Raw genomic sequence first — 13,746 nt, 5'->3', positions numbered from 1 at the left:
CTGTTTTGCTTTCTTTTATCTTTATCTGCCTGTAACAAACGGCTTCCTTTACAGTTGAATTAATGAGTAGTAGGTTTTGTTTACCATCAATGATAAGGAAAAGCAGATGAAGCATCTGTCGATATATTTTGTTGTAGTTGCGGCGGTATTGATTGCTGCGTGTTCGCCGGATCATCAGGCACCTGCGGTCAAACAGTCAGTTGATAAAAAATCAGAAGAAATCTCACGTTGGCAGGCGATCGCACAGCATGTGACTATCACTCGAGATAATTGGGGTGTACCGCATATCAAAGGGAAAACCGATGCAGATGCCGTGTTTGGTATGCTGTACGCCCAAGCTGAAGACGACTTTAATCGAATTGAGCGTAATTACATCAATGCCATGGGGCGCTTAGCCGAAGATCTTGGGGAAGACGAAATTTACCGCGACTTGCGCATGAAGCTATTTATTCAGCCTGAGAAAATAAAACAGCAATATGAATCCAGCCCAGAGTGGCTTAAAAAATTAATGGTGGCGTTTGCCGACGGTTTAAACTATTACCTCTATACACACCCTGATGTAAAACCTAAAGTCATTACCCGCTTCGAGCCTTGGATGGCGCTCACCTTTAGCGAGGGCAGCATTGGTGGCGATATAGAGCGCGGCGTTAACCTCACCAGTTTGGCCGAATTCTACGGCGATGATATGGCAAACGTACCATCTGAAGCTGACCCGCTAACCAAAGAACCGGGCGGCTCAAATGGCTTTGCTATTGCTCCTAGTCGTACGAAAAACGGTAATGCGCTTCTTTTAGTAAATCCTCATACCAGCTTTTATTTTCGACACGAAGCTCACGTGCAATCAGAGGAAGGGTTAAATGCCTATGGGGCATCTACGTGGGGCCAGTTCTTTATCTACCAGGGCTTTAACGAGCGAGTAGGGTGGATGCATACATCAACCTATGTAGACGTCATAGACGAATATGCTGAGACAGTCATCGAAAAAGATGGTGAGCTGTATTATCAATACGGTAATGAACAGCGTAAACTCGAAACACGGCTCATTGAACTGCCTTATAAGGCAAAAGATGGCACTCTGCAGCAAAAGCAAGTGACTGCTTACTTTACTCACCGCGGGCCAATTGTGCGCTCTCATAGCGGCAAGTGGGTGTCAGTGCGCCTGATGGAAGAGCCAGTAAAGGCACTCATACAGTCTTACACTCGCACAAAAGCGCAAAATTACGATGAGTTTTATTCAGCAATGAAAGGCTTAACGAATTCATCGAACAACACCGTATACGCCGATGCAGATGGCACTATTGCCTACTTCCACGGTAATTTTGTACCTCGTCGAGATACGGCTTTCGATTTTACTCAACCAGTAGATGGAAGTAACCCTGCTACAGATTGGCAAGGCATTCACCCCCTTGAAGAACATATCCATATAAAAAATCCGGGTAACGGGTGGATTCAAAACACCAATAACTGGCCTTACAGTGCGGCAGCTGAGTTCAGCCCTAAAAAATCGGATTACCCAGCGTACTACTCGGGAACTACCGAGAACTATCGCGGTATTCACGCTATCAATGTATTAAAAGACAAAACAGATTTTGATGTCGATAGCCTAATTGACGCGGCTTACGATAGTCACCTAACAGGTTTCGATGTGCTGTTACCACCGCTCTTTGAAGCCTTTGATAACCTGCCAAATTCTGATCCGCGAAAAGCAACCTTAAAGGAGCCGATTGCAGCGTTACGAGGATGGGATAATCGCAGCGGTATTGAAAGTATTCCAACCTCTGTTGCCGTTTTCTGGGGCATGGACCTGATGATGTCTGCCCGTCAAAAGGCGCGAGACGCTGATGTGAGTATTTATACTTACATGGAAACTATTGCCTCTAATGAAGAGCGTATAGCCTCACTAGAAGCAGCATTTAATAAGCTAACAAATGATTTTGGAACATGGCAAACCCCGTGGGGTGAAATTAATCGTTTCCAGCGCATTAGCCCCGATATTCGACAGCGTTTCGACGATAATGCACCAAGCTTGCCCGTTGGTTTTGCGTCTGGCCGGTGGGGAGCTCTTGCGGCCTACGGCCAAAATTATGGCCAGGGTGAAACAAAGCGAATTTATGGCACGCGCGGAAATAGCTTTGTGGCAGCAGTTGAATTTGGCGAAAAGCTAAAGGCTAAGGCCATAACCGCGGGTGGCTTGAGTAATAATCCAAACTCTCAACACTATAACGACCAAGCGGAAGTCTATGTCTCAGGTAAATTGCGTGATGTGTATTTTTATGCTGACGATATCGCGGCAAACGCAGAAGAGACGTATCGTCCTGGGCAGCGATAGTATGCATTGATGAGCGAACGATGGGTGATGAGTGATGTGTGGCTTTAATTTATCTTATCCTGCATCACCCGTTGTTATTCTTCGTTAAGTAACTAGTGCTTCATATTGTTTACCCTATCAAACAATTGCCGCCTTTTGCCTTTGCTTTGTATAGGTTTTCATCGGCAAGTTTTATGACATTCGAAGGCGTTTGTCCCTGATGTATTGTAACCGTACCCATGCTGATACTCACTACGTTCCCGTCTCGATGATTAAAATCATGACGAATGTCTAGCTTTTCAATCAGGGTAATAACCTCATTGAGGAGGGTCGGGGATTTATTCAATCTAGTTTCTTTCACCAGCAAAGCAAACTCCTCTCCACCGTAGCGATAGACCTGAGCGTGGTTAACCTGCTGTAAGCATCGGCCAACGCGTCGTAAAACCGTATCGCCTGCTTCGTGACCATAGTGGTCATTATAGGGTTTAAACGCATCAATATCGGCTAAGGCTAAAATATAGTTGTCGTTTGAGTTTAATGCTGCCTGTAAATCTCTATCGAATGAACGCCTATTCATCAGCCCCGTTAGGCCATCTATATGCGCTATTTCCTCAAGCTTGCTATTTGCCTGTGCAAGCTCGGTGGTTCTTGTCTGAACCTGTTGTTCAAGGTTAAGTTGCGCTTCTATAAACCGACGGGCCATTGTTCTAAAGGCGTCAAGGGCTAGCTTTACTTCGCCTTTGAATTTCCAGACGTGCTCTTGATTTGTAATTACGCCTTCATAATTTTTTGAATCCATCTGCGCTGCGACAGAGGCGAGTCGTCGAAGAGGCTGTGATACCTCACGAGTGACTTGCCAGTAGACAACGAGTAATAAAAGCCCCAACATAATTATACCCGTAGTAAACACCCGCAATGACTGCATACCAGCTTGCTCTGAGATCATATTCTGTGGATAAAGAGCAACGTACCACCAACCCAAACGGGGCAGAGGTTGAACAATAACCAGCTGTCCTGGCACGGCGTCTTCAAACACCGCAGGTCCTTCTGTAAAAGAGCGTTGAGTCATCAGTTGATACACTGATTGATATATCGGCTCGAGATAATTGTCATGATTTAATAGCGGCTGGGCTTTGAGTTTGTCACTGATACCGGGGGCCGCAATTAAATCCCCTTTTTGATTTAGTACCATAAACTGTGTAGCATCTTGTCGCTGTCCCTGCAAATCTTCCAGCAATTGCGTCAGTTCTACATCAAAACTTGCGTTTGCTAGGTGTTGCCCTGCTAAATCTATTGGCCTTTGATAGGTTATCGTCCATAAGTCCGCAGAGCGGTCATAATACAGTCCAGTCCAATTAGGCTCGCGGGCGGGATTATTAGACTGCAAGCTTGATTTCAGCACACTGTAGTTTGTCATTATTAAGTCTTTATCGGCAAGACGACCCCAGGCGCTGTGTTGTGAGTAAAGAACAAGTGCATTTTCTGGCATAGAAAGGTGACTGTTGCTAACGCTATTTGACCATGCGGGACCAAGTTCGTTGAGCGTGAGCGTCGCGGCAATAATACGTGCTTTTCTCTCGTCATCAAGGGGCTGCTCAGATTTACCGATGAATGCTGACATGCCTTTAATGAGAAAGTCGTTGTCATTTTTGCCATCGAAGTAAGACTGCTTTAGACGTGTGACTCCTGGTGACGTCTGCTCGAACCAGTGATCAAATTGGTCCACGCTATCCCGACTGTCAGTATGAAAATATTGATAATATGCGAGAAAGCGCGACGTCATCGTCTCGGCTTGTGAGGTTACGCGTGCAAACAGGGATTCTGCCGGTACTAACGCAGTGGCTATATCCTGCTGTAATGACGTAATAATACGTTGTTGGTAATTCGGATAAGTTGAAAAAAATGTCGCCGTTGAAGCAATGAAAACAACCAACAAGGACCAAATACTGATACGAGCAACGAGGCGTCTGCCTAATTGTTCCTTGCTACTTATCTCTCTTGTTAATTTTCTTTTTTCCAAAAATGTGTACCGATAAATGATTTAGGTAGCTTAAAAATGGTAGCTGTCAGATAAATTCTGAATATAGTACGTTACACTATGAACACTACACTAGTACATCACAACCGTTTTGCTACTCGACAGGCAATGAGTTTATGAGCGAAAGCCCAAAATGATGGACAAGAAATAGAGGTAGGCCTGCCAGAATATAGATGAGTTCTGACGTTTGCACCTTGGTTTTCTGTGATGATAAGATCGTCAGTTGGCTGGTAAGTGTTTCATGATCTTCGTTCGTTATATGGCAAGCCTTTTTATGATTGATAGACGCTAATTTTATCCAGTCAGTATGTGTTATCTTTCTCGCATCACTCAACTCTTTTATTCCCTCTTCAGCTGAAAGGCGCTTGTAGATTTTGCCTCTACAACTACCTACTCCAATTTGGCTCGATAGAAATGACTCCGGCGTTTTTACGTGCCTTGTAGCTTCAACCATAGGATAGTTGACGAAGGCGTATCCCAAATCAGTCTCATCCGAATAGAGCCCAATGAATGTCTCTAGCGTTTCGAAAGAAAATTTATCATCGTTGTATTCGAGATCGAAGAACAAATAGATTTCTGTGAATTTATGTCGAGATATGCCAGCCAAGACCTCCTTATTCTTTGGTTGAGTTACCGACTCCCGCAATAATTCGACTACGTCTAGATCAGGGTCCTCCAAAAGCTCTTCGGAAAGCTCAAAAACATCATTTCCAAAAACGCAGACGCAAACCGCTGTTTCATCTTGATCGAAAAACGCTCTTTTCAGACTTTGATAGTAGTTAAGCTCGGTCTTTTCTCCCTCAAAAATCAGTAAAACGTGTCTACTCAACCCTCATTCCTCTGTAGATTTTCTCTATATTATGAGCTTTCCGTAATTCCTTATGAACTAAGCTTGAGAAAGGAACGATTTTGTTGTCGTTTACCTCGAAATAACAATCTGGCCTTAGGAGATCATTGTCCAGTAGTGATAGGTTATGAGTCGTTAAAATAGTTTGGCATTCAAGTTCACCGAGTTTGTGTACAATTTTTCTCGATAGCTCAAAATGATAAAAAGCGTCAAACTCATCAATAAATGCGAACTTTATTTTTTTGTCACACAACTGCAAATACCAATAATAAAAAATACCCAAAGACAATGTCCCTGTACTGGCAATTCTTGAAAATTCTATTGTCTTGTTCCGATACTTAAAGACAATATATTGGTCGTCTGATGCTCCCTGTATATCAAGGTTGCAATTCACTCCCACCTCATTCAAGAAAGTTTCGAATTCTTGGACTTTTCCTTTACCTATTATTTCGTCCGAAAGCTTACTTGAGCTAATCCTTTGCCCCTGATATTCCGTTCGATTGAGGCTTCGAAAGAACACCATGCCACCTACAAATTCAATAAACTTATCGAAAATATAATTAAGTCTAGTCTCATCTAGCACGGACATACTGAGATAACGAATAATGGAGATATCAGCTCTGGATATGTCAGTTTTCAGATTTTCACTACCATCTAAATCAAAGAAAGCTTTATGACCTTCGTCTCTGTTTATTTCCGCGACTAGTTGCTTGTCTATATAAAGTGATTCATATACAAGGCTCAAGTCGTCAGTTTTACCATAGCGATATACCACCTCATGTCCTTCGATCTCAAACTCATACTCAAAGTTTGCGTGTTGCTCATCCGTATCCGCATTGAGAAAGTTATCTTTCAATGTATTTATTTGCACAGTTGAATCAGGTATGACGTGTGAAACGATATCTAATATCGCTAAACCGACATTTGATTTCCCACTACCGTTTTCACCATAGATGACACTATGGTTTACAGTACCGTTTTTGAGAGCGTGTGTATTAAATTCGTACTTGTTAGTGCTTCGCAGATCGAATTCTAGTTTGTCTTTAAAATTCCTAAATCCTTGCACCGAAAAATAAATAAGCATCGTAGTCTCCAGTATTCAGTGTCAAGATAGCACAGCTTTATCGTGCCGTAAAAAAATTACGGTACAGGTTTTTTATCTTTTGAACTACAATGGTTTCATAAGAATCCTACGGTACTTCACACTTCTTCTTGACCTCAACAAATGTATAACTTGAAGCAAGAAAAAAGGAGTATAAGCACCCATCGTTGAGCTATTAACTACGTATCTTCTTTACAACCGTCTCATAATAAACCACACTGGACTAAAGTATAGAAAAGTACACAGGGACGATGCTCGACTCTATCAGCTTTGCTCAAAAACAACGTCTTGCCTACATCGACTTTTGCCTGTTATTCAAAGGTGCGATTTATCGTCAGGACTTAATTAATCGTTTTCAGGTCGGCTTGTCGGCAGGTTCCCGCGATTTCGGCATTTACAAAGAGCTTGCACCGGATAACCTGTCTTACGATTCGCGAGAAAAGCGATATTTCCAGACGCCTCAGTTCAAACCTGTTTTCGAACACGACGCAAGGCGTACCTTAACCAAACTTGCCAACGATATCTCCGATGGGTTTGATGCGATAGGCGATATCCATTTCCCAGTAGAAGCTCCGTCCAGCCTGAATGTGCCCGACATCTTTATTGTTGCGCGTCTCGTGCAGGCCATTCTTAATAACAAAGCGGTTAGCGTTATCTACACGTCACTTTCTAGCGGTTCGAATGCCAGAGAGCTCGTTCCACATTCCATCGTGGACAATGGCCTACGCTGGCACGTTCGCGCCTTTGACCGCAAGAGTCAGAGTTTCCGAGATTTTGTATTAACGCGTATTAGCAAAGTAACAATTAAAGACACGCGTAGTGATGAAGAAAGCGCCCAAGCAGATGCCGAATGGCAGCGTCTTATTCCGCTTCAACTCGTGCCGCATCCCAAGAATGTTGAACATCCAACCGCGATCGAAATGGATTACGGCATGGAAAACAAACAACTGCTTATCGAGGTACGAGCGGCGATGGCGGGTTATCTGTTAAGACGATGGAATGTTGACTGTACCGAAAGCGGAACCTTAATTGGATCAGAGTACCAACTTTGGCTACAAAACCGTTTTACGCTAAACAACGTGCAAAACTTAGCGATTGCGCCGGGGTATGAAGTTAAAGGTAATGCAAGCGGAGGTAGTAAGTGATCCTACATTGCACCAAGAAGCTTTACGCCAAACTGCCTGATAAGGTGAAAGCTACAGAACAACCTGCGACTGCTATAGGTATTCAGGCGCAGTGGCTAAACTGGCACGCAAACCTTATCACTATTCAGCGCAGGCAATGTGTCATCGCGGTACATGATGCCACACGTTTTACGCTGTTCATTCCATGCTTAACCAAGAAAGACTTCGCGAACCTCGATTGGCATTTTAACGATGTGTTTATTAACACCTTGTTGAAAAGCGACATGCCGCCTGAGCTCGTTAATGCCGCTGCGACGAACTACCAACCACTTACGTTCGATACAAACTGTAATCGTTCGGTACAAGGTACGATGAATCAAGTATCTCAAGATATTGATTATGGGTTGTATTACAAAAACACCTCGGTCGCGGGTATCAGCCCGTGCCGATACAGCGCAGATTTAAGCCATAGGCCTTGTGGCGTAAAAGGTCAGAAAGATTACATTTGGCCAGATAGAGAAATGGCCCAGCTTTTAAAAAAATTAACGCAACAAACACCGAATAAAGCATTAAAGCCCAACTAATAATGTTGCAGGAAAGATGTAGCAAGGAATAAGAAACAATGGTTGAACAACATAAGAAAGCATTAGAAAAACAGCTCTGGAATATTGCCAACGCGCTTCGAGGTAATATGAGCGCCGATGAGTTTCGCGACTACATTCTTGGTTTTATTTTTTATAAGTACCTCTCTGAACGAATGGACATTTATGCCGATGAACTTCTCAAAGAGGATGGCATTAAATTTGATGAAATTGACGAGAATTCACAACGGGGTAAAGAGTATCTGGATGCCATTCACGAAGAAGCGATCGATCACTTAGGCTATTTCCTAAAGCCCAGTGAGCTTTTCCATGTGCTGGCTGAAAAAGGTAAAAACGGTGAGTTCATTTTAGAGCAGCTTACTGAAGTGCTGAATCATATTGAGCAAAGCACTATGGGTACGGCGGCTGAGGATGATTTCAATGGTTTGTTTGACGACCTCGACTTAACCTCAAACAAGCTCGGTAAAACAGAAAAAGCCAAAAACGAGCTGATCGCAAAAATACTGGTTCATCTCGACGACATAGACTTTCTGCATCATGAAACGGAAATTGATGTACTGGGCGATGCTTATGAATACTTGATTGGACAGTTTGCATCAGGCGCTGGCAAAAAGGCTGGTGAGTTCTACACACCGCCTATGGTGTCGAAGCTTCTGGCGAAACTGGTTACTCATGGAAAAGATAAACTTCGCAGTGTATATGATCCTACATGCGGCTCTGGCTCTTTGCTTTTACGGGTAGCAAAAGAAGTGAAGGACGTTGGGCATTTCTACGGACAGGAGCAAAACCCCAGCACCTACAACCTGGCTAGAATGAATATGATTTTGCACGGTGTGCACTATCGTCGATTTGATATTCAGCAGGACGACACACTCGAACAACCACATCACTTGGAACACAAGTTCGAAGCCGTTGTCGCGAATCCTCCATTTTCAGCTAAGTGGAGTGCATCTCAAGGATTTCTCACTGACGAACGTTTTCAAGACTACGGCAAACTTGCACCTGCATCAAAGGCAGACTTTGCTTTCGTGCAACATATGATTCATCAGTTGGATGATAACGGCACAATGGCAGTGGTATTGCCTCACGGTGTGCTCTTTCGAGGAGCCGCAGAAGGCCATATTCGTAAACATTTGATCAAAGAAAAAAACTATCTTGATGCGGTGATTGGTTTACCAGCAAACATCTTCTACGGCACATCTATACCAACTTGTATCTTGGTTCTAAAGAAGAACCGTGAGCATAGAGAAAATATCTTGTTTATTGATGCAAGCCAGAACTTCGGTAAGGCAACCAATCAGAACTACCTCCGAGATGAAGATTTAGAAGCAATATTGGAAGCAGTTGACCGTCGTGAATTCAAAGATAAGTTTGCTAATGTCGCACATATCGATGCAATCTCTAGTGAAAATGATTTCAATCTAAACATACCAAGGTATGTCGATACATTTGAAGATGAAGTTCATGCTGACTTGGGAGAGCTAATTTCTGCTTTAGAAAAGTTAGACGATAAAATAGTTACAGCAGACAGAAAAGTCTCCAGTTACTTGATAGAGCTAGGTCTCAAGGAATAAGTATGCAAAATACAAATGCTCCTTCTACTCGATTCAAGGTTTTTAGCAACCCATGGGCTACCAAAGTTGTAAGCGAAATTTCGACAAAGGTAACTGACGGTACTCATGACACTCCAAAGGTAAGAGAGAGCGGAGTGCCATACTTAACCGCGATACATGTCAAAGATGGAAAAATAGATTTTGCAAATTGTTACTATGTCTCTGAAGAAGAGCATCAAATTATTTTCAAAAGATGTAATCCAGAGAGGGACGATATTCTGCTGGTCAATATAGGCGCAGGTACGGCTACTGCCGCATTAGTTGACGTAGATTTTGAATTTAGTTTAAAAAATGTTGCTCTTATTAAGCCAAATAGGGATGTAGTCAATCCGGTGTTTTTGGAGCAATCGCTAAGAATGCAGACCCGTAAGTTATTCCATCAGCTTACAAGTGGTGGAGCACAGCCATTTTTGTCCCTTAAACAAATTAATAAGCTTAAAATTTCAATTTGCGATATTGAAGAACAACAAAAAATAGCCGATTTTTTAACGGTAGTAGACAAAAAAATCAGCCTGTTAAAAGAGAAGCATGCCTTGCTTGAGCAATACAAAAAAGGCGTGATGCAACAGCTTTTCAAGCGAGAAATTCGTTTTAAAGATGATGATGGAAGTGAATTCCCTGATTGGCAGGAAACGAAGCTAGGTACTTGGTTAGAAGAGTATAAAGAAAAATCTCAAATCGAAAATCAGTACGAGGTACTTACGTCATCTAGAAAAGGGCTTATCAAACAGTCGGACTATTACGGTGAGGGTAGGATTACAGAGCGGAAAAATTTGGGTTTCAATGTCATTCCTTCTGGTTTTTTAACTTACAGGTCAAGGAGTGACGACAGACAGTTTTTCTTTAATAAAAACGATCTTGGATTCACTGGAATTATCAGTACATATTACCCCGTTTTTACAATGAAAAATAAACAAAATGATTTTTTTGTTGAGTTGACACGAATGCACAAAAATAAATTTGGGCGTCAAGCAGTAGGAACATCGCAAGTTGTCCTATCTTTCAATGAGCTTAAGAATATCAAGCTGCCAATGCCTTCAAGTAAAGAGCAAGAAAAAATAACGAATTTTTCATTAGAACTAGATACAAAATTAAGATTGCTTAAAGAACAAATAGAGCTTATTCAAACCTTTAAAAAAGGGTTGATGCAGAAGATGTTCGTTTAGGGTAAGGAAGTACAAGGAGTAAATGTGGCCTATCAGTCGGAGCAAGAATTAGAAAATAAGCTCGTTGCACAACTTGCGAAGCAAGGTTTTGAGCGTGTACAAATCACGGATATAAAATCATTACGAGAAAACTTGAAAGCGCAGCTTTCCAAGCTCAACGGTTTTGATATTAGCGATACCGAACTAAAGCAAATTCGCAACGCATTAGTGAAGGGTAATGTGTTCGATAAGGCCAAGATTCTTCGTGACCGACTGCAAATTAATAAGGACGATGGCACTACTGGCTACATTCGCTTTTTGGATGAAGATGTTAAGCAAAATCACTTTCAGGTTACTCAGCAAGTTACCGTAGAAGGTCGTTACAAGAACCGTTATGACGTCACCATTCTGGTTAACGGTCTGCCTTTAGTGCAAATCGAACTTAAGCGCCGTGGACTTGAATTAAAAGAAGCTTTCAATCAGATAAACCGTTATCAGCGTCATTCTTATTGGGCAGAGGATGGCCTGTTTCAGTACGTGCAGGTATTCGTTATATCAAACGGAGCGAACACCAAGTATTACGCTAACAACCGCAAACAAAGCTTCAAGCAAACGTTCTTCTGGGCAGATGAGTTAAATACCAAACGTTATAGTGACCTGACTGAATTTGCTCAGGTGTTTTTAACGCCCAATCATCTCACCGACATGATCACGAAGTATTTGGTATTAAATGAGACTGACCGCATTCTCATGGTAATGCGTCCTTACCAGATATATGCAACGGAAGCGATTATCGAACGCGTTGCTGAACGCCAGTCTTTAGTTGCAAATGCGCAATCCACGGATAAGATGAATGGGTACATCTGGCATACAACGGGCTCAGGTAAAACCTTAACCTCTTTCAAAACGGCCCAATTGCTTACAGGCGACAGCCAAGTTCACAAAGTGGTGTTTGTTGTTGATCGCAAGGATCTCGACTACCAAACCAGCAAAGAGTTTAACGGCTTTTCGAAAGGGTGCGTAGATAGCACAGATAACACAAAGCTACTTGTAGATCAGTTTACCGATGCGCCGGTTGCCGCAGATAAGATCAATGAGCAACGCAATACAAAGCTGATTGTCACAACCATTCAAAAGCTTAACAACGCGATAAGCCACAAGCGTTACTCTAAAAGAATGGAGCCGGTGAAAGATAAAAATATTGTGTTTATCTTTGACGAGTGTCACCGAAGCCAGTTTGGCGATACCCACCAAAAAATCAGCCAGTTCTTCACTAATCATCAATTGTTTGGTTTCACTGGTACGCCGATTTTTGTGGAAAACGCCGTCTCGAAATCATCTCGCAAATACACAACAACGGACTTGTTTCATAAGCCTCTGCACAAATACACCATTGTCGATGCGATTAAAGATGAGAACGTCCTTAAGTTTAACGTTGAGTATGTCGGCAGGTACAAGAAGAAAGACAGTGCAAATGAGATAGACATTGAAGTTGAAGGTATCGACACCAAAGAACTGATGGAATCAGAGATTCGGTTAGAAAAAATTGTCGATTACATCATTGCTCAACATAACCGTAAGACTCATAGCCGAGAATTTACGGCGATGTTTTGCGTATCCAGCGTTCCTGCGTTGATAAAGTACTATGAACTGTTTGCCAAAAAGAAAGCGGAAGAAAAGCACAACCTCAAAGTTGCAACTATCTTTTCTTATGCAGCCAATGAGGAAGATCCCGACGCCGATGGATTGGACGATAACCATTTAGATAAGGTGGCAGAACCTCAGGCTGTGTATAGTCACAGCCGCGATAAGTTGGAGCAGTTTATCGGTGATTACAACGAAATGTTCAGTTGCAGTTACACCACTAAAGACAGCGAGTCTTTCTATAACTACTACAACGATATTTCAAAGAAAGTTCGCCAGCGTAAGGTAGACATACTGTTGGTAGTAAACATGTTCCTGACAGGCTTTGACAGCAAAACTTTGAACACGCTGTTTGTCGATAAGAATCTCAAATATCATGGATTAATACAGGCATATTCGCGCACCAACCGAATTCTTAACGAGCAAAAGTCACAAGGTAATATTGTGTGCTTCCGCAACCTCAAAAAGCGCACAGATGAAGCTCTTGCTCTGTTTTCAAACAAAGACGCTAAAGACACCGTCATCATGCCGCCCTACGAAGAGTTTGTGAAGCTCTTCAATAAAGCCTTTGGCAACCTTTTGGCTTTCGCCCCTGATCCTGAAAGTGTCGATAGTCTGGAAGATGAAAATCAGGAACTGGAATACATTAAGGCGTTTCGCGAGTTAATGCGCTTGAGAAACATTCTCGAAAGCTTTGCAGATTTTAGCTTTGAAGACGTGCGAATAGATGAACAAGAGTTCGAAGACTTCAAGAGTAAGTACCTCGACTTACACGACAAAGTGAAGACGAATAATGCCAAAGAAAAGGTGTCTGTTCTGGAAGAGGTCGACTTTGAACTCGAACTCTTGGCGATGGATGAGATAAACGTTGCCTACATACTGAAACTCCTGAGTAAGTTAAAAGAAACCGAGTCGGAAGAAGAATACCAGTACCAGTACAAGGCACTGATGCAAGCGGTGAATGGTGATCCCAACCTGAGAAGTAAGCAGGAACTCATCGATAAATTTATTAAGGAAAATCTACCGAATGTGAAGTCTGCCGAAGAAGTAGACGACGCATTTGCAGCTTACTGGGAAGTTGAGAAAGAAAAGGCGACAAAGCAAATTGCAGAAGAAGAGCAACTCGTTCCAGAACGCATGAAAGATGTTGTCGAACGAATGATTTACAACAACCAAGAACCGTTGCGTGAAGACGTTGCAGGGCTAATGGAGAAACCACCCAGCATACTTCAGCGCAATAAAGTCATACCGCGCCTTACCGAGAAGCTGAAAGACTTTGTGAATACGTTTTATGGTGGAGTGTAGTAGGTTTCTAATTAGCCA

Annotated in this window: 9 protein-coding genes; 6 read left to right on the top strand and 3 right to left on the bottom strand. The window is 42.5% G+C overall.

The window, feature by feature from the left end:
* The first annotated feature begins 106 nt into the window (after positions 1 to 106).
* Positions 107 to 2,329: a penicillin acylase family protein gene (locus tag ACOJR9_RS15500; protein WP_420933821.1), complete on the top strand. Its 2,223-nt coding sequence runs from the start codon at positions 107 to 109 to the stop codon at positions 2,327 to 2,329.
* 109 nt (positions 2,330 to 2,438) lie between these two features.
* Here ACOJR9_RS15500 and ACOJR9_RS15495 read toward each other — a convergent pair whose 3' ends face one another.
* The 3 genes from ACOJR9_RS15495 to ACOJR9_RS15485 form a co-directional block, all read right to left on the bottom strand.
* Positions 2,439 to 4,328 (bottom strand): diguanylate cyclase domain-containing protein, encoded by a 1,890-nt coding sequence (locus ACOJR9_RS15495; RefSeq protein WP_420933820.1) that lies wholly within the window; start codon positions 4,326 to 4,328, stop codon positions 2,439 to 2,441.
* A gap of 112 nt (positions 4,329 to 4,440) precedes the next feature.
* Complete coding sequence (locus ACOJR9_RS15490) at positions 4,441 to 5,175, bottom strand: hypothetical protein (protein WP_420933819.1); 735 nt, start codon at positions 5,173 to 5,175, stop codon at positions 4,441 to 4,443.
* Entirely contained in the window at positions 5,168 to 6,277 is a 1,110-nt protein-coding gene (locus tag ACOJR9_RS15485) for an AAA family ATPase (RefSeq protein WP_420933818.1), read from the bottom strand. Before ACOJR9_RS15485 ends, ACOJR9_RS15490 begins: the two co-directional genes overlap by 8 nt.
* Before the next feature lie 269 nt (positions 6,278 to 6,546).
* Here ACOJR9_RS15485 and ACOJR9_RS15480 point away from each other — a divergent pair, with 269 nt between their 5' ends.
* Genes ACOJR9_RS15480 through ACOJR9_RS15460 form a run of 5 tightly spaced genes read left to right on the top strand, consistent with a single transcriptional unit; the run spans position 6,547 to position 13,728 of the window.
* Entirely contained in the window at positions 6,547 to 7,440 is an 894-nt protein-coding gene (locus tag ACOJR9_RS15480; protein ID WP_420933817.1) for a WYL domain-containing protein, read from the top strand.
* Positions 7,437 to 8,003, top strand: a complete 567-nt coding sequence (locus ACOJR9_RS15475; RefSeq protein WP_420933816.1) for a DUF6933 domain-containing protein — start codon at positions 7,437 to 7,439, stop codon at positions 8,001 to 8,003. The genes ACOJR9_RS15480 and ACOJR9_RS15475 overlap by 4 nt, the downstream gene beginning before the upstream one ends.
* Positions 8,004 to 8,041: 38 nt before the next feature.
* The gene (locus ACOJR9_RS15470) at positions 8,042 to 9,595 is read left to right on the top strand and encodes a type I restriction-modification system subunit M (RefSeq protein WP_420933815.1); all 1,554 of its coding nucleotides are present in this window, start codon (positions 8,042 to 8,044) and stop codon (positions 9,593 to 9,595) included.
* Between the two features lie 2 nt (positions 9,596 to 9,597).
* Positions 9,598 to 10,800, top strand: a complete 1,203-nt coding sequence (locus ACOJR9_RS15465) for a restriction endonuclease subunit S (RefSeq protein ID WP_420933814.1) — start codon at positions 9,598 to 9,600, stop codon at positions 10,798 to 10,800.
* Between the two features lie 24 nt (positions 10,801 to 10,824).
* The gene (locus ACOJR9_RS15460; RefSeq protein ID WP_420933813.1) at positions 10,825 to 13,728 is read left to right on the top strand and encodes a type I restriction endonuclease subunit R; all 2,904 of its coding nucleotides are present in this window, start codon (positions 10,825 to 10,827) and stop codon (positions 13,726 to 13,728) included.
* Positions 13,729 to 13,746: the final 18 nt, after the last annotated feature.

Source organism: Alteromonas ulvae (assembly GCF_048987005.1).
Taxonomy (GTDB): Bacteria; Pseudomonadota; Gammaproteobacteria; order Enterobacterales; family Alteromonadaceae; genus Alteromonas.
This window is presented reverse-complemented; position numbering and strand designations above follow the sequence as displayed.

Bases quoted from the DNA above. Each gene is read 5' to 3' on its own strand.
- ACOJR9_RS15500 (WP_420933821.1), top strand. From the start codon at position 107: ATGAAGCATCTGTCGATATATTTTGTTGTAGTTGCGGCGGTATTGATT.
- ACOJR9_RS15485 (WP_420933818.1), bottom strand. From the start codon at position 6,277: ATGCTTATTTATTTTTCGGTGCAAGGATTTAGGAATTTTAAAGACAAA.
- ACOJR9_RS15480 (WP_420933817.1), top strand. From the start codon at position 6,547: ATGCTCGACTCTATCAGCTTTGCTCAAAAACAACGTCTTGCCTACATC.
- ACOJR9_RS15470 (WP_420933815.1), top strand. From the start codon at position 8,042: ATGGTTGAACAACATAAGAAAGCATTAGAAAAACAGCTCTGGAATATT.
- ACOJR9_RS15465 (WP_420933814.1), top strand. From the start codon at position 9,598: ATGCAAAATACAAATGCTCCTTCTACTCGATTCAAGGTTTTTAGCAAC.